The following is an 18,186-nucleotide window of genomic DNA, read 5'->3' as shown; positions in this document are numbered from 1 at the left end:
TTAATATTTACGATTTAACCACTCTGTTCCGACATTTCCATAATCCATATCTTCCAACATCTGGCAACAGCTAAATACACTCGCATCGAATAAATCGATACGTTGTACCCCACCATCACCATCTAGTTTATCGTACTGAATCATATCATCAGTTTTTTCAATCGCTCGCACATTCTGAACACAATATTCGTAGGCATCGGAATGTAAGTAATAGAACTGTTTATTTTTGACTTTCACCTCGATATGACGGAAGCCTTCTGATTTCTTATAAAAGTATTGTGGTTGATCTTTAATTTTAAATCCTGCTTTTTTCATTTTAAAAAAGAACTCTCGACCAAACTTTTTATCAAAACCAACAAGTTTAATTTTGAAGCCTTTTTGTTTCATAGAAATAAACCAATTAACAATATCATCATGTAAAACGGTAGGCGTGTTACTCATCGTTAACCAACCATCTTCTTTCCAACCAAATAAAGGAATACCATCTTCTTCTGCTTTCTTTACTGCTGCTAATTTCGGGAAAAAGGCATGCGTAATACAAATATCTATTCCTTTATATGAGCTGTATAAAGCACCTGCCGTTAAATCATGTAGTTTTGATAAGTCCGCACCGCCGTACCAAACAATAGGTAATCTTGCTAAATCATCTAATGTCCAATCGTATTGCATATCCGAACTTCTAAACTCATTAATATCGAAATAGGCATCCATTGCATTCGTAAAGACATTCAGCGTTTTATTTAAAAACTCTGTTTTTAATTGTGGTTCATTCATTGCTTGTGAAGCATCATCCAATAACTCTTCTAAAGTAACTGTGACATTAATGGACGGTGTACACATTTCTAAAACTTCAGGATCATCAATTGTGGTAATTTCTCCTTTACTATTTAAAATATTCCCTTCTTCATCTTGATCTGCTTTGCAAATAAAAATGAAATAAGAGTCATACGCAGAATCAGTAATTGACCCATTCAATACCTTCTGTAAAGTTTTTAAACGATTGGCTAAAAATCCATCAGGAATATCGCCTGCCGTTGAAATACCTATCAATAATTTATTACGATAAGCTTTCATCGCATTTTTCATCAACGTGTACTTTTTAGCTCCTGCTCTTTTCCAAGAATGCAATTCATCTAATACCAAACAATTACAGTTTAAAGAGTCCAATTTATCTTCTTGGTTAGCAATTGCATAGATGTCACTTGTCCCATCTCCAAAATTAATTGAAATCGAATGTTCTTGATTGTTATCACGTATTCGTAATTTCTCGACATCCTCTTTCAATTCGTTCACATTATCCACTAAAAAATTAAAACACTCTAGTGTTTGTTTAACTGAATTTGCGACAATATAAGCTTTTGAACCAGAACGTCTATCTAAAATACTCTTTGCTTCAGTTAGCGCCGCACTAAATGCTGTTTTCCCTTGTTTTCGAGGCAAAAAAATAAGCGCTTCTTTAAACCGCCGAATATCTGAATCTTTTTCAAAAAAACCAAATAGATTCACACAGACAAATTTTTGCCAGTCTGTTAACAATAATGGTTGTCCTTTATAACTTATACCATTTCTATCTTCTCCTTGGACGTGATGAATCGTTCCTTCAATTAAATTAATGACAAAATCAAATTGTTCTTGCCTAAAATCAATATCTGTTCGTGTTAAGTCTTTCAAAAACCTTTCGCAGGCTAGCCTTCTATCTAAATTTGCTAATATTTTACAATCAACAATTGCCCGTGCATAATTTAAAGCTGTTTCAAAATGCTTAGATGTAATTTTCGATAAATCCATCAAATCACATCTTTTGTTGCTCTAAAAGTTTAGCAAAAGCTGATTTTTCTTTTTTCGGCACTTCTACTTCAGCTTGATAGGTTCTAGCGTTTAACATCAACCGATCTGAATACGTACCTATATCTTTTCTGAGGTTTTCTAAACTTGCTAAAATAGGTGACTTCTTCCCACCACTTTTTTCTGTTTCCAAAATAATTTCATACCCTTGTTCTTCAAATTCACGGCTTAAATAGTTATATTGATAAACCATATCTGCATAAACCTCAATAATTTGATTGTATTGTGGCTTATACGTTCCTAATTCTTTCATATACTTGATTGTACGTTTTTTAATGCTTTCTCGTTTTGGAATTTTTTTAGCCAAGTTGTCACCTCCTCAAACTAAGATATATTACTGCGAAAAAAAAGGCTTTTTTCTGCACGGTTTTGACGACTAAAAATAACGCTAAGCGTTGATATTTAAACATTTTTTATTCAGGAAAAAATTTTTTCAAAATCATCTCGCTATTGGAAAAAGTTCCCATAACCGTTTTCCCTAAGCTCTTTTTCATTTTTCAAAAGGAGGGGGGCTTCAAGCGTTCACTTTTCCATTTTTCAAATTCTTTCCTTCGTTTTCTTTGCCAATACAACCCTTCTCCGATAATTTTGTTGTTTTCTCTATCGTGAAAAGTATTATGCCTTTGATGCGTTAAAGGTAATAGATTCCAATCAACATATGCTAGTTCAGGATATTCTTTTCTTGGGTAGATGTGATGGACCATTTCAGCTTTTACACTTAAACCATATCTTTTACTTTCTTGACATTCATATTGATATTGTCTCAGGATTCTATTCTTTTTCTTTATCCACTTTTTATTTCTATAGAAGTGTTCATTGTCTATCTCTTTTGATTCGCTTATTTCTGTATCAATAATGTTATGAATGAAATCATACGTAAAAGTTTCAATTGCTATATCTTCTGTTTTAAATTGTGGCAAAGCACCTAATACAGTTGGTTGTTTAGATACAGATGTATCTATTAATATTTTTTTCCCTCCTATCCCATCAGCTCTACCATGTGTAACAATTGCTTTAGGATACAGCCGTTGTATTTCTTTTGCAGTACTACAAGAAGAAGCAACTATTGTATATCTGCCATCTTCAACATAATCACGTAAGGTTTTGCTTTTCAATCTGTTCCCCTCCCCTTCCCTTATATTATTTACCTCACATACTTCTCTATATTCTCTTGTATATGCTTATCACCCCAACTACCATAACCACAATAGACTAGCTTGCACGCGTCAATTTCCTTTGGCGTGGCTTCTCTCGTCATTTCGACAATAGATGCATTCTTTTTTATCTGCACAGACATAACAACACGTACTGAATCAGTTGAACGGTTCGGCTGTGGATATTTATGTGTTAGCGATACATACCAATAGCTTTTCATGTTCTCTCTCCTAATTGTTTTTATGTACTTGATTCAATAAATCACTTCTTGCTATACTATCTATAGGTAGCAACTCCTTTAAACCAAATGTAGATGTTCACACTCATAGCTAACAAATTGTGCACGAATGCTACCTAGCCACTAGAACCCATAGTCTAGTGGCTTTTTTATGTACTAAAAAAGACCACTCATTTACGTTGAGTAGTCTGCTTTAATTCTTTTTTCAAACGATTTAGTTTTTTTGCATCTTCTTGCTTAATGATTTCAAATAACTTAAACATAACAATACCTCCAAACAAAAAGAGGCACTTTTAAGCTAGTGCCTCACGTGAATGCAGCAGAAACATCTATTGACGATTCTTTTATTTAAGTAGCAAAGCTACCTATTGGCGTGACAGGAATCGAACCTGCCTCTTATCTCGCTATATGCTCGTTGCATCCCAGATGCTACACGCCAACCGAAAGGATTTTTATACTATGCCATTTTTGAGATTGCCTACCACAAACTCAATATCGCTGGCAAGGATTTGCACCTTGCATGATTAGATTTACCCGATGGGCCAAAGCCCTACATATGAACTTATACGTTGTTCCAATGTCTAATCTCACGTACGAGCGTCTACCTATTCCGCCACAGCGATAATTTTTCATATTGTGAACCAATACACATTTGGTATAATATACTCAAGGAGGTGATACATATGCCACTTTATTATTTTAACGATAATGTTGACGAACACAATCGCCATGAAGTTCATACGGCAGATTGTTCATTTCTTCCAGATGTTTTAAACAGAACTTATATTGGTGTTGAAGACAATTGTAAAGATGCTATTGCAAGAGCAAGCAACGAGCATCCATCCAAAAATTTTGATGGTTGTTTTTATTGTTGTTCTACATGCCACAAAGGCTAAATTACCTGAGTAGCAGTTTCTACTGCTTCTCTATTTTTTGAACAATCGATTGATATTTTTCCACTGAGTGATGCTCAATTACTTCTTCGAGATGCTTTTTATATTCCCTGCATACAGCTTCTTTTTGGACCAATTCCAAATGCTGCTGTTCGATAAGTTTGATTAATTCTTCTTTACTAAATCCATCATAATTTTGTTTTAACATTATGTTTACTCCTTTCTATTGCAGCGATAATTAAAAACTCAAAAATCAACAGATTTAGGCTTTTCTTCCTGCTTCCTTTGTTTACAGTGTTATTCAGTCACATACCCAAAGAGGCTGAACTATCGGGCGCTACCCAATAGCTTCTCTTTGCTTTTTCTGTATGATCTAGCTCTACTGGCTAATAACTTTCACTTGAACATTCAGCATTTACATAAGAGTCCCATTTTTATTATTTGTCATCTGTAAATAAATTGCTGCATTAAGCTACTCGTACCGACTTCTTTCGTTAAACACTGATTTCTCAGTTTCTCTGCAAAGCGCTTGGTTTGAGGTTTCTAAGGTCTGCCAAGCTTCTCACACTTCCACCTAACTTAGATTATTCTCCACTGGAGCGTCTATTGTCACGCCCGAAAGTTTCGTACCTTACACCTGCACAAATTCCACGTAGTACTTTGCGATTAATAGCTTTTACTATTAGTCCTTTTTACATTGCTGTAAAATCCACCACTAAAATCAATCAGTATCCCAATTCATTTTAGTTATCGACTTATCCCATACTACCCTAGCACATTGTTCAAATGCTCTTCACTAGGTTTAAATCTATTGATTTTTCAATTTTTAATAGTAATCACTCACAAACCTGTAGAAAAAAGAGAGAGGAATTACACCCAATTTCTTTAGTTTGAGAACGTATGATTTGTGAGTGATCATTGCAACTTACATAGCGCTATCTTGACAAGTGCTTTCGGCGTACGTCTACGTGTAAGCTTCATGCCAAGTTTATTGCAATATTTGCTACCTATGACTAAACGAGACAGAAAGAACTGGACTTTCCACATCCTTATCTTTATTTTTTTATAGGTAGCCTCAAAAGATAAGCGAAACGGAGCTAAGATAGGTAATGCATGCCTTACCTCGTCTCCTTATCTTTCGACACTACCATAATAACATCTAAATATTGATAAAAACCGCCAACTTTCCGCCAAAAAACCGCCAAAAATTTTATTTATATGCAATTATTTTTCCATTCCTATACGCTTCGGCAAATTCAATTAAAGCCTCTGATTTCATTCGTTGAATACTTCTTTCGGAATATCCAACTTCCCTAGCTATCTTGTAATTAGAGTAATGGTCCTGTACACAGAAACTATAATGCAAAATTTGTCTGCTAGTTAGGCTCAATGCCATAAGCGCAGATAAAATTGCGTCTCTTTCTGCTTCTGCATCTGCTAATTGTACCAGTGCATCTTCTGCTTTGTTTCCGTGACTTTGGCTTTTAGGCATATCTGTAATAATTGGTGATTTTAAATCTATCAAAGAGCGACCAGCTATTCGCTCTAAACGTCTAAAATTCTTCAACACATTTCTGGCATTCGCTTTTGTTTGTCGAAAATCTACTTCTTTTAGCAATTTAATCAAGTGAAATCGCTCCTTTTGTGGTATAATAACTATGTCGAAAACATTACTCACAGTCGGAGCAATCCGGCTTTTTTTATTTACTCTTATTGAAATTTCATATTTCATCATGATATAATATGAACAACTCAATTCATCTTGAGTGGTGTCATCTAGAAAACTCGACTAGAAAAAACTAGTTGAGTTTTTCTATTTATGATAAAATATTTTTATTGTGACCAATGTTTGGGGCAAAGTAACCTCACATATCACAAGCTACCACTTTTCTGGTAAAATATTCTTCTTAGTCAACCAGTGGTCGGTTGGCTTTTTTTGTTCTCTGCTTAAGAAACGTTATCCCATAGGTCCATTTGAGGTAAATAGCCTTCATCTTTTAACAAGTTATAAATAAACAATCTACCTTTCTGCGTCCACTTCGTACTCATCACTATTTTCACTGTATTATCTGATTGCTTGATTTCACTTGTATGAGATTTAGTGTAGCCGCAATTCATATGCTTTTTGTAAAGCAACCATTGTCCGCTAACTTTTCGTTGTACGCCTAATTGATGTAATAGTTTATTTAATTGAATAGCCGACATGCCATAATCTGCTGCAATCTGAGAAGTCGTGACTGTATCTTTCGAAGCTAAAATTGTATCAAGATAAGTGATTTTAGGCTCATACTCCGCTACTTTTTGTTCAAGCATCATTTTTTCTTCTTCCAAGTCAGCAGCTAACCGCAGGGCTTCCGCAAACGAACTTGGAACATTCGTATAGCTACCTGTTTTCCTAATTTGTGGTAAGACCTCTTCCATAACCCACTCTTCAAATTGCTCGGCATTTGGAAGATTAGATTTTATTACTAGTCTGTAAATATCAGATTCAGGAATAACTTTAAACGATTGACGACGACCTAGCGAATCGCTACCCCATGTTTTTATAGCTTTTTTACAATGTTTGTTAGTAGCATCACTTGGATTTTTATAACCTAATGTTTTAGCGACATCATTTGCTACGAAATATGGAACTTCATTTATAAGCATTGTTCGCACTTCTTGTTGTCCAAAATTAAAAATTTGTGGTGTATTCATTTCCTTTATCTCCCTTCTTCATCTGCATACTCCTTTACTTCAATCAAATCTCTCTTCATAAACCAAAACACTTCACCATTATCAAATTTAATCAATAAAGCGAATACTTTTCCATCCACTTTATCAATACACTCGCCGATTTGTCCTTTCGGAACAATGCAAAAGCTCGTAATACTTGCGCTTGTTGCTTATTATCTAAACTAGTAATCGCTAAACTTGAAACCTATTTTCTTCACTAGCTTTCTTAATCCGCCCAATAGCAATATCAAAATATTCCTTTTCTTTCTCAAAACCAATAAACTGACGATTAGTGTTAATTGCAGCAACTGCTGTAGTGCCTGAACCGATGCAGTTATCTAATACCACCTCGTTTTCATTTGTGTATGTTTTGATTAAATATTCAAACAATGCAACAGGTTTTTGGGTAGGGTGTCCTGTACGCTCATGGGCATTACTTTTCACTTGATTAATATCTAAAATACTAATCGGATTTTTCCAATCTTTATCGTAGTGTCTCGAATCTACTACACCTCGTATAATTCCGTAATTATCTGAATTAGTGGATTCTGGTAAAACATAGCCTTTTGCTTGATGTTCTGCTATTCGTTTACTTACTCTTGGAATCATCTGTTTGTTGTAAGTTGGAAGCTTTTTGTAAAAAACAAGAATGTTCTCATGCACCTTCAAAGGCATCTTATTAGCTAAGAAAAAATTAGTAGAATGTTTTTTGTTCCAAATTAATTCGTATCTAAATAATTTTCTGTTACTCATGATTATGTCTGTCGTAAATGGTTGTGAGCCTGTTAAGACAATTGCGCCATTGTCCTTAATGATTCGCTCATATTGTTCCCACAATTTCTCAAACGGAATAATACTATCCCACTTATTTTTCGTAGTTCCATACGGTAAATCACATAAAATCATGTCGATGCTTTTATCTGGTATCCGTTTCATTCCTTCCAGGCAATCTTCGTTATATATTTTGTTTAGTTCCATATTTTTAAAGGAGTAAAAAGCTTTTTCTTGCGGCCGCAAATCTCCCACTCCTTTCGTTTATTTTTTCTTTATCTCAGCTAACTTTTTCGCAACACTTTGACCGTTTTTGTTGCATAACGGACAATAAAAACCTTTTTGATGTTTCAACTTATCTTTTTCCCAGACAATCATCTGTCCCTTGCACTTTGGACATGTCATCGCTTTTACCTCGCTTACTGTATGTGCCGTTTGCAATAGCAGCGTTTTTTCGTTTTCGATTTTGCTTTTTTATCCGTTTTCCTTTTTTCCCACTACTTTTGTTCCTCCAAACTCATAATTTCAATTTCTGTTCGTGGTTTCATGATAACTAATTCATTCATCTAAAATTCCTCCCCGAAATCTAATTCACGTTTTAGCTTGCTGTGAATCGATTCTAGCTCTTTTTTGTATTCTTTGACTGTTTGTATTGTTTTACCACTAGAAAGCACGTAATCGCGTTCTATTGCGACGAGAGCCTTACTTAAATTGCCATAATAACCAATCAAAGCGAGTGATTCTTTTTGTGTACCGTCTTTATCAGTCAAAATGGTTAACTCTCCGTGTTCGTTTCGTCTCGCTTTATTTACGATTACTTGCTTATCATCACTAGTAATTCGATAATCAAGTATCTTCATTTCAATCATGATTTACTCTCCTCCCGACAATTCTTGTATTTGTCTTTTTAGAGCTGCTTGCTCTTCTGGTGATAGCTTTTCTTCTTCACCGTTTGCTTGATTCATCCATTCAGGCACCTTTTCTTGCCGAACAGCTTTATTTTGATAGCTACTAATCCCTGTATTTTTTTTTCTTGTTGCATTAAATGCTTTCTGCGCTTCTATTGCTTCTTCAAGCGTGGTTATGCTTTTATCTTTCCAATTCGCAAAAATTTTATCCACGTATGATTTTAGCCATCTCATATCTACGCTGTACTCATAAGCCTGTTTAACAGCATACAAAACTAGCTCTGGACCCCATTCTCTAATCCATGGACCTAAAGCACCTTTCAACAAGTTATTAGGCTGTTGTTCCCAATGGCTTTGAATAAACTCATACACACCGACATCTTCTTCATGCTCATTTATGTTTGTGTTTTCGTTTATATTTATGTTTTGTTTATGTTTATATAATGTGCCACTGTTGCGCAACTGTGTTGTACACTTTTCCGCTACTGTTTCGCTACTACTTTGTAAACTGTCTTGTACACTCTCTTGTAAACTATTTGACGTAGAAAGTTTACGTACATCTTCTTGTAAACTTCCTTGTACACTATCTGATGTATAAAGTTTACATATATGGTAAGAAGTTGCTTTTCTTCCATTGGTTTGAAAATCAATTAATCCTAGTTGTTTTAATACATTTCGATTTTTATTTATTCCTTGGCGTGAAAGACCAGCTAGAGTTTCAAGCGTTTGATTACTTGCCGTAAACCACTCACTCCATCTTGTTTTATTGTTTATGCTCATCAATGCGCGCCATAAAGCAATTTGCCCAGATGAAAGTCCCTGATTGTACATTAAATAATCGTCAAACGCTAAAATCTGCTTAATATAGTCCATCATCGCACCTCCCTAGATAAGAGGGGAAAATTCCCTCTCTTTATTTATTCACTAGTTATCCTCCTCATCAACAACGACCGTATAGACATATTTATGCCTAATTTCTCCGTTAACGACTTTTTTTATTGTTTGTGCTTCAATAGCTATTCCTTTACCATTTCTTGAACCGATATAGACAAATGCTAATAGTTCAAAAAATAGTTTTTGACTCGATGTTAATTGCCTGTATTTTTCAAGTAATTCCTCTACCAAACTGTTAACCTCCGATATTCAACTTCTTACGTTCTTCAACATTTAGTTTTACTGGTTTAATTTGATACTTGTTTAAAAAGTTCTTAGTGCCTATCTGATGTTCTTCTTGATGATGTTGACGACAACCAGCGTAAAAAGTAAATGTTTCGTGATTAATCTTTTGACGATTTCGCCCCATACCGACTACCTCGATGTGACAAACATCGGCATGTTTCCCACAAATACAACACTTACGGTATTTAAGGCAGTAATAAAACCATTTGTTATTTTCTAGCAAGTATTGGTATCTCTTTTCTAGTGGCACATCGTTTTTCAAAATAAATTCGATTAAAAAACTAATCCATTCTGTTGCCTCATGTCGTGTAGCCTTACTGTGTTCAAAATACACACCGCTTTTAGCTTCGTAGTAATACTTTAGAACTCCTTCTATCCATTTAGGCTCGTCATAACTCCAACGAGCAATGTCGGCTATTAAAACATGAGAAAGTGCATTCTGTTTTTGAGACATTTGCCGATTATCTAACAGTTCAACTTTTGCCAAATTGTCATCATTGTTAGCTAAGAGATCGAGGAAATTTGAGTTAATTTCTTCCTCGAACTCGATAGCTAATTTATTTCCTTTATGTTTTATGATTTTTCCAATCATTCCATCACATCATTAAAAAATTGTTCATTTTCTAGCTTATGAATATTTCTATTGGTTAATTCCATTAGCTTATGATGTATTTCTGTGTCTAAATCTTCTATCTTTCCATCAAATTTTATAATCGTCAGAAATTGAGCTTCTACACTTTTTTCTGAAACTTTTTTTAAGGCAGCTATTTTTTGGAAATTTGCTCTCAATTGTTCCAATTGTTTTTTAGTAATCTTCTTTACATTTTTTTCTTGTTTCTTGTATTCGTCTGTATCTGCATCTTTTGTATCATCAATTAGATATAATCCATTTAGCGCATACTTCCGTGCATACGAAGAAGCAGCTCCAGTAATTTGACTATCATCCATTCCTTTCTTAGTAAACGATTCTCTAGCATATGCGGTGAAACTTTCTTTTATAATGCCATCGGTTATAGTCGCAGTTGCCTTAATATAATGCCAATCTCCGATTAGCAAAGGTTCATCTGATAGTGTCAAAAGCAATCCTTGCTCTTTGTTTAGTGGCTTCACAGCATTTAGAATATCTTCTGCTGATCGATAGTTATAATTTCCAAACGAGTTGTATTGCCCTTTAGGAGCTTTTAATGCTGTTTGCACAGCAATTAGTTTTTCTACAAATGTTTTTTTATCTTCTGACATGTTCTCTCTCCTCCTTATAACAAACTGACCAACGACAAGGGTTTAATCGAATATAGTCTCCTGCATCAAAAAAGGTAACTTTAATGGGAATACAATCTTTATACTCATCAAGAATAAGTTCCATGTAATCTTCTGATTTCGTAATCTTTTCAATTGTTTTCCCTGAAATAGTATCCCTAAGCGTTACTTCCAATACTTCGTCATAGATTGTCAATACATTGTCTTTCCAATCTCTAATTTCTTCATTATCCTCTTCACTAAGCGTTTCAGGCGATTCTGTTAAATATCTATCTAGTGCATTTGCTTCTCTACGATTCATTCACAAAACCTCTTTTCTGTGTTACAATTTTTCTAGTATAATTTTGTATGCGACTATTTGCTTGGCGGCGTAGTCGCTTTTTTCATCATGCAATCCCTCTGCGCTCTTTTTGTTGCGCAATGTATAGTTGACTTTTTTGTTGTTTGTACCATAAATCAGCTAATCTTTTTGCTTGATTTAACTTTTCTTTTCTAGTCATTACAACTCACCTCGTAAAAAATCTTTTAACAATGTATCTAGTTTTTCCTCATTGTTTTGTTTAGTTGAAGATGATTCTGCACCAATAAATGATTCTTTTATTTGTTTACATTGCGGACAATCACAATCATGAGCAAGTGCTTTTTCTTTAAGTGTTTCAAATAATTCACTAAATGCAATTGCTTGTTCAGGCAAAGAACCTGCAAGTAAAACACTGGATGGTTCCATTCTTTCTGGATCAACAGTTGCTAAAACAAGAGCAACTTCTCCTTTCTGGCATTCTTTTACAAGTTCCATTAATAAATTTTGAATTTTATCGTTCATTTTGGTATACTCTCCTTAGTTCATTTTGTATGTGTCCTAATCGTTGGCAGACGATTGGGGCTTTTTATTTTGTCTTTTTTGAAAATGCTGATACTCCGCTTCATCCCAGTTGAAAAACCAACGGATAAAGAGGGGTACACTTAATGTTGCCAAAACTGGCACTGAAAAATGGCTTTTCAATAACACCCCTAGCGCAATCATCAATAAAAATGCGCCTATCAATCGTGCTTCACGTATTGCTTTCATGTTGTTAACCTCCTATACTTTTTTTAATATAATTTAGTTGAAAATGAGGTGATTAATTATCAAGCTTAATCGCCAAATAGATAGCTATAATTACTAAAATCCCTAAAACTATAAATCCTTTCCAAAATTCTGGATTGATTAAAAAATTAAACATTAGCTTCCATCCTTTTATTTACTGATCTAGCTCACTTCTTTAAACATATCTCCGTTTCCATTAGCCATATCAATTCTTGCTTGTAATTCCAAGTCAGGCTTCCATTTAGGAATTAGAGCTAATGCTTCTTCATATCGAACTTTTGGAATATCTACATAAGAGGCTACATCGAATAATGCTTTCAATTGTTTATAGCAATTACTAAAGGCTGATTGCTTAATACTTGAATCCTTATAAGCCGATGTTTTTTTGCCACCTAATACTTTGATAACAGTTGATGAAACTAGGCCTTGTATCTTTCGTTGTTGGCTTCTATTAATTGTTGTTTCTGTTTCTAGCTTATCTAAACGTTGATTTACAAGAGTCAATCCACGTTCATGCTTTAGCGCAGCTTCTAATAATAATTCTGTGTTATTCATCGGTAAGTTTGATTGAGTTTTGAGCAGTTCCTCCATTTGGTTAAAAGCTTCAATGTATTTCAGTTTAAACTTAAGAGCTTTTTGACCAGTGAATCCCATTGCTAGTAGCGTGAATCCGTCACGGTTCATAATAATTTGTCTATATTTTTGTTTTGTGGATGAATATAACTATCTTCGTAAAATAGGTCTGCGTAATTTTCCGCAACCCCCTCTTTTAAATCATCAATCGCTGCTAAAACATCACGATGATTTTTATTAAACGTTTCTGCAACTTGTAAACTAGTTGTTACTGCTTGTTGGTTTTTCATAATTACTAGATTCTCCATCTTCTTTCCTCCTTAAAAAATTTAATAATCAGGCAATTCGATATATAATCGTTTTAAAAACGGTCTAATGCGTTCAGCATCAAACAGCCATTGCGCATTTACGCTATCACTTTCTTTTTTAGCTAGCTTATTCTTTTTTACATACGGATCATCAACAATGTTTTGCATAATCCACGCCCGTTTATGACGAGTGATTTTTTCCATATCTGACATTGTGTACCATTCAGGCCGTAAAAAAGTTTCACAATATTGTTCAACATATTCTTTTAGATGTTTATCAAGATATTGATTATCCACTTGTACGTTAACCTGTACTGGCACTTCGGGTTGCGAAAACATGGCTACACCTCCTAAACTGGTTGTCTTGCTTTTCACCTCTACTGGGTCAGAATGGCAGCTAAGAAATTATGATTTTAGTTTTATTTATCTCATCTAAAGTTTTTTGAAGTTGGTCAGCTTGCTCCTTTGCTTGTTTGATCAACTTCATTAGGTTTTGTAAGTCAACTTTGATAATCGCTTCTTCCATTTTTACCTACACCTCCTATGCTGGTTGATTTTTATTCATTCCTTTTGATAAAATTTCCTTATCAGTGAGAAGCCCACTGAAATAACTGATAAGGTGGTGAATCTCATGGCTAAATCCAAAAGTTGCAAACCTTCTACAAAAGTTAAACAAGCAGGCAAAACTCTTGCTACTAGTAAATCAGCTTCAAGAAAATCAAATGCCGGTAAAATATTAGCTAATCACAAGAATTCAAAGCATTAAGCAGTTCAGGATTATCTACTGTAATTTGATGAAGAGCCACTGACAATTTACAAAGCTGTTCATCATGTTCGAGACCTAATTCATAAATATCGTTGATCGCTTCAAGAATTTCATGAATTACGGTCTCATTTCTTTGTTGTTTAGATAAAGATGAATCTACCTTGATCTTCTGCTCGAATGGTGAGTATTCACCTATTCTTCCCTCATTAGCTAAGATCGTTTTGCTTTCTTCTACAGAAACTACATAGCCTGCAATTTTAATTTCCATCCTTTTCTTCCCTCCCATTGGTTTTTCATAATTACTAAGTTGTCCATTTTTCTCAGTCCTTTTATTTTCTGATATGGTATTACCTTTTCGACTTCCACAATTTGTACTCTTCTCTTGCTTGCATAAATTGTTCTAAATCATAAATCTTTGCGTTACCTCTTTTGTCAATTTCTTCTAAACGACCTATTTTTTTGATCATGTTAAATGTGTCATCACCCAACTTGAATTTCTTTTGTAATTCTTTTTTGGTAAAACTAGTTTTTTTACTAGCTACATATATTTCTTCGTTCAGCAATATATATTCACGTTTTGCAACTAGACGTTGATATTTTTCTTGAAGTTCCAATGCAGATTTTTGGCAATCAATAATTTGTTCAGATACTTCTTTTATTTCGCTGTCTAGTTGTTCTGTTAGAAAGTCAATTTCTTGCCTCACATTCTCTGAATACCTCCTAATAGAACTTATCCCTTTTTAACTTCATAGCTAAAGCCATGTTTATCAAAAAGTAAAATTCCTGTTCCTGACTCAATAATTATTTGATTATTTATCATACGTATTGACCCTTCCATCCCTCTCACCTCCTATGCTGGTTGTTTCAATATCCACCTCTTGATAAAATATTTTCGAAAGGTGGTGATTTGTATGGGTAAAAATCAATGGGTATCTCCTAGAAATGGTAAATGGGCTGTTCATGGTGAAGGAAATTCCAAAGATACAAAAGTTTTTGATAAAAAATCAGATGCAATTGAGTATGGTAAAAAGATTTCTAAAAAACAGCAATCTGAATTTATTGTCCAAAAAAAGAATGGACAAATACAATCAAAGGATAGTTTTGGAAACGATCCTATACCTCCACGTGATAAAGAACATTAATCGTATCTAGGAGTCATTCGAACTCGAAAACCTTCGCATGGTTCAATATCATCAGCAGTGATAACTGCGATTGTTTTCGGGTTTTCTTCATCTGTTTCAACAGCAATTTTCGTATATTCTTCAAGAGTTGTTACATTTAAATGCTTTTCTGAACATCGCTTAACATATTCTTCATATGCTTTAATGTACTCTTCCTTTGAGACTGGTGGATATTTGAAGCTACGTCCTTCAAATATGTTTCTAGTTTCTTTTGCTTCTTGTTGATTTTTATTCATCCTTTCCACCTCCTACGTTGGTTGATTTTTATTTATTTCTTTTGATAAAATTTCCTTATCAGTGAGTGGTCCACTGAAATAACTGATAAGGCGGTGAAAATTAATGGATGATTTATCAAAAGACGCTCAAGAATTGCTTTCTGTTATCTATAAAGAATACTTAGATAGAATCAATAACGGTATTTCAAAATCTGAAGCGAAAATATTAGGAAGTGGTGAAGAATTACACCAAAATTTTTTCGAAAATTGGTTATACGATGACTTTATAGATACAATGCGTTCCTTGGCTAACAGTGGTTATATTTCTAATAAATGGGCTTCTAATAAAATTTTCCGTTCAATTCTACTTGACAAAAGTATCGTTACTATGGAAGCTCGCTTTGGTAACGATTTAGATAAAGTAATTAACTTCATTTCCAAAATTAAAAGTATTGTCAAATAGTCAAACCACTATCCAATCATCCGCAGTTAAATCCTCTAAATCCGGATTCCATCTCTTCACAGGAGCGATGGGGTCCGTTCTAGTATCAATTAGCCAACAGCAATCCGCTGTATTAGTAGCCATTACTGATAATTTAAGTCCTATATCAATCCACTTTTCACGAACTACGTATTTCCCTTGACTATGCGCTAAAACTAGTGCTTCCTTTAAGTTCATCCCTCTCACCTCCTATGCTGGTTAATTGTCTTTTTGACCGTTTTCTACATTGCTATCTTAGTTTTCTCAAATGCTTTTCTAAGATCAGATCGCTCAATTCGAACAGTTGCTTTTTCTCCAGTTCCCCACACCATCGGCGTTGCACCATTTGCGATAAGGTAATTTAAGGTATCCTCTCCAATTCCTAATGTTCTTTTGATTTGTGACTTATTAGGCGCTGGTGGTAAATCAATCACCTTATCCCATATATCCAGCTGTTTTTTTACCTTCTCCATCACAAGTGGAACAGCTAAGTCTGCAATTTTTTCTAGGATTTCATCTGATATAAAAAGTTCATTACTCACTTGTACAGTCTGCATAAGTTACACCTCCTGTTTTTCGCTTTCTAGTAATTCATCGATAGAAATATTTAAATAATTAGAAACCTTTTTTAGACTTGATAAATTAGGATTTTGTTTATCCCATCTATAAATCGCATTTTCTCCTACACCTGATTCTTTTCCAATTTGTTTAATAGTTAAATTTTTCTCTAGTGCAATTTTCTTTATATTTGCCACAATAGAAACTGACATAATCACACCTCCAATCTTTTATGATAAAACAGTTGACAAAACTACCAAATATGATACTATAAACACAAAGAAATAAGCATAATAAATCCGCCAAGATTTTATACTATTTTTATTAGTATTTTTTTGCTCATTTCTTATATCTGAAACCAGTATACTATCTAATTCGGTAGATGTCAACCATTTTCGGTAGATATTTTTATTTAGTATACTTTTTTCTCTGAAAGGTGATTATATGAATACTTTAGAAAGAATAAAATTACTTGCTAAACAAAGGGATATTACTATTAAAGAACTTTCTATTAAATTAGGTATAGGGGAAAATTCTTTATATCGTTGGGATAAAACAAGTCCTCAATCAGACAAATTACAAAAAGTTGCAGATTTTTTTGATGTCTCAACCGACTACTTGCTAGGTCGTACCGAAAAGAAAAAATATTACGAACTAAATGACAAAGAAAAAAAAGACATAGCTATCCAAGCTGAAGAATTAATTGAGGGACTAACTAACGGTGAAAATCTCAATTTCTATGGTGAACCAGCTACACAAGATCAGAAAGACCGTCTTTTAATTGCTATACGTACTGCAATGGAAATGAATAAAGAAGAAGCAAAGAAAAAATTCACTCGCAAGGATTATAGAAATTGATTTAGCGGGGGGATATGATGAATTATTATGTAGAAGAAACATTTAACAAAATAATTAATTTATATCATCCGTACAGCGTTTATCAATTAATAAAAGAAGCGAATTGCAAATTACTATATGCTGATTTAGATGATGAAACAGGAGGTTGTACTCAAACAAATAATCGTTGCCATACAATTATTGTAAATGCAAACTGGCCTGAATATTATCAACAATTTGTGATACTACATGAATTTAGTCACATCAAATTACACAGCGGTTCCAGTACACCTTTTTATAGATCTCTTGGATTAGATTCTTTTATATCAAAAATGGAATGTGAAGCAAATTCTTTAGCTATGAAGTTGCTCATATATATGCAAGACCAAGATGTTTTAGAAAATTTAACTGAATTTCAAATAATGGATTATCTAGGTTTGCCTCCTGAACTAAGAAGGTATTTGTAATTAGATTTAATAATAAAAATATCTTCCATATTCAGACAACAAACCTATTGTTTAAACTAACACATAAACACGAATTTAGAGTCGTTGGAAAAGTGGTTTTATAAATTAGAAAAGAACCACCCAACCATTTTGGCTAGGTGGTTTTTATATAAATATTTTTTAGAAATGAGGAATTATTAAATGAAAAAAGTTTCTTTAGTATTTTTATCATTATTACTTCTTACTGCATGTTCTGGAAACAAAGAAGAGGAAAAAAATTCTAGTAGCTCATCTACTAAAATAAGTTCTGTAAAAAAAGAAGCAACTATAAAAGAAAAACATACTAGTAGCTCGAATATTAATAATACCAATATTACAAAATTCCAGGAGTACCTTCAAACAAATCCACAAGATTTTGAAAGCTTTGTGGATCAGTATTATTCAATTACTCCAACTACAGACCAATCGAAAGTATTTTCAGAATTAATTAAAGGAAAATCTTTTACATTCACAGGTACCGTAATTGAACCTATGGGCAAAAGAGTTGCCGTTATTGCTAATAATAAATTTTCTAATGAAACATGGACTAATTCAATTTCTTCTAGCCCTTTAGCTTCTTATGTAATATTTGTAAAAGATCTAAATAATACAAAAGATTTTAAAACTGGTGATAAGGTAAAATTCACTGGAATAATGAGTTCTGCTGGTGCAAATCTTAATTCTGTTCATGCTCAATGGGATATGAATAACGGAACAATGGAAAAAATATAAAG

30 protein-coding genes, 1 tRNA gene and 1 pseudogene are annotated in these 18,186 nt (G+C 33.7%); 6 read left to right on the top strand and 26 right to left on the bottom strand.

Features of this window, described 5'->3' with window-relative positions; genetic code table 11:
• From IGJ04_RS12575 to IGJ04_RS12555, 5 genes are all read right to left on the bottom strand, one after another.
• Positions 1 to 1,788 (bottom strand): terminase large subunit, encoded by a 1,788-nt coding sequence (locus tag IGJ04_RS12575; protein ID WP_438840262.1) that lies wholly within the window; start codon positions 1,786 to 1,788, stop codon positions 1 to 3.
• Between the two features lie 4 nt (positions 1,789 to 1,792).
• Positions 1,793 to 2,152 (bottom strand): P27 family phage terminase small subunit, encoded by a 360-nt coding sequence (locus IGJ04_RS12570; RefSeq protein WP_010708335.1) that lies wholly within the window; start codon positions 2,150 to 2,152, stop codon positions 1,793 to 1,795.
• A gap of 190 nt (positions 2,153 to 2,342) precedes the next feature.
• Entirely contained in the window at positions 2,343 to 2,669 is a 327-nt protein-coding gene (locus IGJ04_RS12565; RefSeq protein WP_010708334.1) for a hypothetical protein, read from the bottom strand.
• Positions 2,670 to 2,989: 320 nt separating this feature from the next.
• Positions 2,990 to 3,220 carry a hypothetical protein gene (locus IGJ04_RS12560; RefSeq protein WP_438840261.1) on the bottom strand — a complete coding sequence of 77 codons (231 nt, stop codon included), beginning with the start codon at positions 3,218 to 3,220 and terminating at the stop codon, positions 2,990 to 2,992.
• Positions 3,221 to 3,606: 386 nt separating this feature from the next.
• Positions 3,607 to 3,677 (bottom strand) — tRNA-Arg (locus IGJ04_RS12555).
• Positions 3,678 to 3,921: 244 nt separating this feature from the next.
• On the opposite strand from IGJ04_RS12555, the gene IGJ04_RS12550 reads away from it, so the two are divergent.
• On the top strand, positions 3,922 to 4,134 hold the full coding sequence (locus IGJ04_RS12550; protein ID WP_192411245.1) for a hypothetical protein: 213 nt from the start codon (positions 3,922 to 3,924) through the stop codon (positions 4,132 to 4,134).
• A 19-nt stretch (positions 4,135 to 4,153) separates the two neighbouring features.
• Here the strand turns inward: IGJ04_RS12550 and IGJ04_RS12545 are convergent, their stop codons facing one another.
• From IGJ04_RS12545 to IGJ04_RS12465, 17 genes and pseudogenes are all read right to left on the bottom strand, one after another.
• Positions 4,154 to 4,339 carry a hypothetical protein gene (locus IGJ04_RS12545; protein WP_438840260.1) on the bottom strand — a complete coding sequence of 62 codons (186 nt, stop codon included), beginning with the start codon at positions 4,337 to 4,339 and terminating at the stop codon, positions 4,154 to 4,156.
• Positions 4,340 to 5,341: 1,002 nt separating this feature from the next.
• Positions 5,342 to 5,758: an ArpU family phage packaging/lysis transcriptional regulator gene (locus tag IGJ04_RS12540; RefSeq protein WP_002364337.1), complete on the bottom strand. Its 417-nt coding sequence runs from the start codon at positions 5,756 to 5,758 to the stop codon at positions 5,342 to 5,344.
• A gap of 320 nt (positions 5,759 to 6,078) precedes the next feature.
• Complete coding sequence (locus IGJ04_RS12535; protein ID WP_047649051.1) at positions 6,079 to 6,828, bottom strand: phage antirepressor; 750 nt, start codon at positions 6,826 to 6,828, stop codon at positions 6,079 to 6,081.
• A gap of 210 nt (positions 6,829 to 7,038) precedes the next feature.
• Positions 7,039 to 7,863, bottom strand: coding sequence for a DNA-methyltransferase (locus IGJ04_RS12530; protein ID WP_438839846.1), 825 nt, complete (start codon positions 7,861 to 7,863; stop codon positions 7,039 to 7,041).
• 320 nt (positions 7,864 to 8,183) lie between these two features.
• On the bottom strand, positions 8,184 to 8,486 hold the full coding sequence (locus tag IGJ04_RS12525; RefSeq protein ID WP_202579554.1) for a hypothetical protein: 303 nt from the start codon (positions 8,484 to 8,486) through the stop codon (positions 8,184 to 8,186).
• Between the two features lie 3 nt (positions 8,487 to 8,489).
• Positions 8,490 to 9,398 (bottom strand): DnaD domain protein, encoded by a 909-nt coding sequence (locus IGJ04_RS12520; protein ID WP_438839847.1) that lies wholly within the window; start codon positions 9,396 to 9,398, stop codon positions 8,490 to 8,492.
• A gap of 51 nt (positions 9,399 to 9,449) precedes the next feature.
• Entirely contained in the window at positions 9,450 to 9,650 is a 201-nt protein-coding gene (locus tag IGJ04_RS12515; protein WP_070363873.1) for a hypothetical protein, read from the bottom strand.
• Between the two features lie 4 nt (positions 9,651 to 9,654).
• A complete protein-coding gene (locus IGJ04_RS12510; protein WP_002363343.1) occupies positions 9,655 to 10,296 on the bottom strand; it encodes a putative HNHc nuclease in 642 nt (213 codons plus the stop codon).
• A complete protein-coding gene (locus IGJ04_RS12505; RefSeq protein ID WP_192189394.1) occupies positions 10,293 to 10,943 on the bottom strand; it encodes an ERF family protein in 651 nt (216 codons plus the stop codon). The genes IGJ04_RS12510 and IGJ04_RS12505 overlap by 4 nt, the downstream gene beginning before the upstream one ends.
• Positions 10,930 to 11,262, bottom strand: a complete 333-nt coding sequence (locus IGJ04_RS12500) for a hypothetical protein (RefSeq protein WP_002363341.1) — start codon at positions 11,260 to 11,262, stop codon at positions 10,930 to 10,932. The genes IGJ04_RS12505 and IGJ04_RS12500 overlap by 14 nt, the downstream gene beginning before the upstream one ends.
• Before the next feature lie 198 nt (positions 11,263 to 11,460).
• Positions 11,461 to 11,784 (bottom strand): hypothetical protein, encoded by a 324-nt coding sequence (locus IGJ04_RS12495; RefSeq protein ID WP_438840259.1) that lies wholly within the window; start codon positions 11,782 to 11,784, stop codon positions 11,461 to 11,463.
• A gap of 36 nt (positions 11,785 to 11,820) precedes the next feature.
• Entirely contained in the window at positions 11,821 to 12,030 is a 210-nt protein-coding gene (locus tag IGJ04_RS12490) for a hypothetical protein (protein ID WP_438840258.1), read from the bottom strand.
• A 180-nt stretch (positions 12,031 to 12,210) separates the two neighbouring features.
• Positions 12,211 to 12,929, bottom strand: a pseudogene (locus tag IGJ04_RS12485) (ORF6C domain-containing protein).
• A 21-nt stretch (positions 12,930 to 12,950) separates the two neighbouring features.
• Complete coding sequence (locus IGJ04_RS12480) at positions 12,951 to 13,268, bottom strand: DUF771 domain-containing protein (protein ID WP_438839853.1); 318 nt, start codon at positions 13,266 to 13,268, stop codon at positions 12,951 to 12,953.
• Positions 13,269 to 13,326: 58 nt separating this feature from the next.
• Entirely contained in the window at positions 13,327 to 13,455 is a 129-nt protein-coding gene (locus IGJ04_RS12475) for a hypothetical protein (protein WP_438839854.1), read from the bottom strand.
• Positions 13,456 to 13,669: 214 nt separating this feature from the next.
• Entirely contained in the window at positions 13,670 to 13,963 is a 294-nt protein-coding gene (locus tag IGJ04_RS12470) for a hypothetical protein (RefSeq protein ID WP_438839855.1), read from the bottom strand.
• Between the two features lie 79 nt (positions 13,964 to 14,042).
• Positions 14,043 to 14,399, bottom strand: a complete 357-nt coding sequence (locus IGJ04_RS12465) for a hypothetical protein (protein ID WP_438839856.1) — start codon at positions 14,397 to 14,399, stop codon at positions 14,043 to 14,045.
• A 207-nt stretch (positions 14,400 to 14,606) separates the two neighbouring features.
• On the opposite strand from IGJ04_RS12465, the gene IGJ04_RS12460 reads away from it, so the two are divergent.
• On the top strand, positions 14,607 to 14,837 hold the full coding sequence (locus tag IGJ04_RS12460) for a DUF2188 domain-containing protein (protein WP_101732120.1): 231 nt from the start codon (positions 14,607 to 14,609) through the stop codon (positions 14,835 to 14,837).
• Here IGJ04_RS12460 and IGJ04_RS12455 read toward each other — a convergent pair.
• The gene (locus tag IGJ04_RS12455) at positions 14,834 to 15,112 is read right to left on the bottom strand and encodes a hypothetical protein (RefSeq protein WP_289867998.1); all 279 of its coding nucleotides are present in this window, start codon (positions 15,110 to 15,112) and stop codon (positions 14,834 to 14,836) included. The genes IGJ04_RS12460 and IGJ04_RS12455 overlap by 4 nt on opposite strands.
• Positions 15,113 to 15,215: 103 nt before the next feature.
• On the opposite strand from IGJ04_RS12455, the gene IGJ04_RS12450 reads away from it, so the two are divergent.
• Positions 15,216 to 15,554 (top strand): hypothetical protein, encoded by a 339-nt coding sequence (locus IGJ04_RS12450; protein ID WP_192189459.1) that lies wholly within the window; start codon positions 15,216 to 15,218, stop codon positions 15,552 to 15,554.
• On the opposite strand, the gene IGJ04_RS12445 is transcribed toward IGJ04_RS12450, so the two are convergent.
• The 3 genes from IGJ04_RS12445 to IGJ04_RS12435 are packed head-to-tail and all read right to left on the bottom strand — an operon-like array spanning position 15,555 to position 16,342.
• Positions 15,555 to 15,770, bottom strand: coding sequence for a Thoeris anti-defense Tad2 family protein (locus tag IGJ04_RS12445; RefSeq protein WP_192189458.1), 216 nt, complete (start codon positions 15,768 to 15,770; stop codon positions 15,555 to 15,557).
• Positions 15,771 to 15,814: 44 nt separating this feature from the next.
• Positions 15,815 to 16,129 (bottom strand): hypothetical protein, encoded by a 315-nt coding sequence (locus IGJ04_RS12440; protein ID WP_263306298.1) that lies wholly within the window; start codon positions 16,127 to 16,129, stop codon positions 15,815 to 15,817.
• Positions 16,130 to 16,132: 3 nt separating this feature from the next.
• Entirely contained in the window at positions 16,133 to 16,342 is a 210-nt protein-coding gene (locus IGJ04_RS12435; protein ID WP_002406956.1) for a helix-turn-helix domain-containing protein, read from the bottom strand.
• A gap of 232 nt (positions 16,343 to 16,574) precedes the next feature.
• Between IGJ04_RS12435 and IGJ04_RS12430 the strand changes: the two genes are divergently transcribed.
• From IGJ04_RS12430 to IGJ04_RS12420, 3 genes are all read left to right on the top strand, one after another.
• Positions 16,575 to 16,988, top strand: a complete 414-nt coding sequence (locus IGJ04_RS12430) for a helix-turn-helix domain-containing protein (protein ID WP_010716842.1) — start codon at positions 16,575 to 16,577, stop codon at positions 16,986 to 16,988.
• Between the two features lie 17 nt (positions 16,989 to 17,005).
• Positions 17,006 to 17,434, top strand: coding sequence for an ImmA/IrrE family metallo-endopeptidase (locus IGJ04_RS12425; RefSeq protein ID WP_010815441.1), 429 nt, complete (start codon positions 17,006 to 17,008; stop codon positions 17,432 to 17,434).
• 180 nt (positions 17,435 to 17,614) lie between these two features.
• Positions 17,615 to 18,184: a DUF3221 domain-containing protein gene (locus tag IGJ04_RS12420; protein ID WP_002403734.1), complete on the top strand. Its 570-nt coding sequence runs from the start codon at positions 17,615 to 17,617 to the stop codon at positions 18,182 to 18,184.
• Positions 18,185 to 18,186: the final 2 nt, after the last annotated feature.

This window comes from Enterococcus sp. AZ050 (genome assembly GCF_051715085.1).
Lineage (GTDB): Bacteria > Bacillota > Bacilli > Lactobacillales > Enterococcaceae > Enterococcus > Enterococcus faecalis.
This window is presented reverse-complemented; position numbering and strand designations above follow the sequence as displayed.

Coding starts and splice junctions, on each gene's coding strand:
- IGJ04_RS12575 (WP_438840262.1), bottom strand. CDS start 1,788: ATGGATTTATCGAAAATTACATCTAAGCATTTTGAAACAGCTTTAAAT.
- IGJ04_RS12445 (WP_192189458.1), bottom strand. CDS start 15,770: ATGAACTTAAAGGAAGCACTAGTTTTAGCGCATAGTCAAGGGAAATAC.
- IGJ04_RS12510 (WP_002363343.1), bottom strand. CDS start 10,296: ATGATTGGAAAAATCATAAAACATAAAGGAAATAAATTAGCTATCGAG.
- IGJ04_RS12450 (WP_192189459.1), top strand. CDS start 15,216: ATGGATGATTTATCAAAAGACGCTCAAGAATTGCTTTCTGTTATCTAT.
- IGJ04_RS12480 (WP_438839853.1), bottom strand. CDS start 13,268: ATGTTTTCGCAACCCGAAGTGCCAGTACAGGTTAACGTACAAGTGGAT.
- IGJ04_RS12455 (WP_289867998.1), bottom strand. CDS start 15,112: ATGAATAAAAATCAACAAGAAGCAAAAGAAACTAGAAACATATTTGAA.
- IGJ04_RS12560 (WP_438840261.1), bottom strand. CDS start 3,220: ATGAAAAGCTATTGGTATGTATCGCTAACACATAAATATCCACAGCCG.
- IGJ04_RS12505 (WP_192189394.1), bottom strand. CDS start 10,943: ATGTCAGAAGATAAAAAAACATTTGTAGAAAAACTAATTGCTGTGCAA.
- IGJ04_RS12520 (WP_438839847.1), bottom strand. CDS start 9,398: ATGGACTATATTAAGCAGATTTTAGCGTTTGACGATTATTTAATGTAC.
- IGJ04_RS12495 (WP_438840259.1), bottom strand. CDS start 11,784: ATGAACGATAAAATTCAAAATTTATTAATGGAACTTGTAAAAGAATGC.
- IGJ04_RS12545 (WP_438840260.1), bottom strand. CDS start 4,339: ATGTTAAAACAAAATTATGATGGATTTAGTAAAGAAGAATTAATCAAA.
- IGJ04_RS12460 (WP_101732120.1), top strand. CDS start 14,607: ATGGGTAAAAATCAATGGGTATCTCCTAGAAATGGTAAATGGGCTGTT.
- IGJ04_RS12425 (WP_010815441.1), top strand. CDS start 17,006: ATGAATTATTATGTAGAAGAAACATTTAACAAAATAATTAATTTATAT.
- IGJ04_RS12420 (WP_002403734.1), top strand. CDS start 17,615: ATGAAAAAAGTTTCTTTAGTATTTTTATCATTATTACTTCTTACTGCA.
- IGJ04_RS12435 (WP_002406956.1), bottom strand. CDS start 16,342: ATGTCAGTTTCTATTGTGGCAAATATAAAGAAAATTGCACTAGAGAAA.
- IGJ04_RS12440 (WP_263306298.1), bottom strand. CDS start 16,129: ATGCAGACTGTACAAGTGAGTAATGAACTTTTTATATCAGATGAAATC.
- IGJ04_RS12535 (WP_047649051.1), bottom strand. CDS start 6,828: ATGAATACACCACAAATTTTTAATTTTGGACAACAAGAAGTGCGAACA.
- IGJ04_RS12500 (WP_002363341.1), bottom strand. CDS start 11,262: ATGAATCGTAGAGAAGCAAATGCACTAGATAGATATTTAACAGAATCG.
- IGJ04_RS12525 (WP_202579554.1), bottom strand. CDS start 8,486: ATGATTGAAATGAAGATACTTGATTATCGAATTACTAGTGATGATAAG.
- IGJ04_RS12550 (WP_192411245.1), top strand. CDS start 3,922: ATGCCACTTTATTATTTTAACGATAATGTTGACGAACACAATCGCCAT.
- IGJ04_RS12475 (WP_438839854.1), bottom strand. CDS start 13,455: ATGGAAGAAGCGATTATCAAAGTTGACTTACAAAACCTAATGAAGTTG.
- IGJ04_RS12470 (WP_438839855.1), bottom strand. CDS start 13,963: ATGGAAATTAAAATTGCAGGCTATGTAGTTTCTGTAGAAGAAAGCAAA.
- IGJ04_RS12430 (WP_010716842.1), top strand. CDS start 16,575: ATGAATACTTTAGAAAGAATAAAATTACTTGCTAAACAAAGGGATATT.
- IGJ04_RS12490 (WP_438840258.1), bottom strand. CDS start 12,030: ATGAAAGCAATACGTGAAGCACGATTGATAGGCGCATTTTTATTGATG.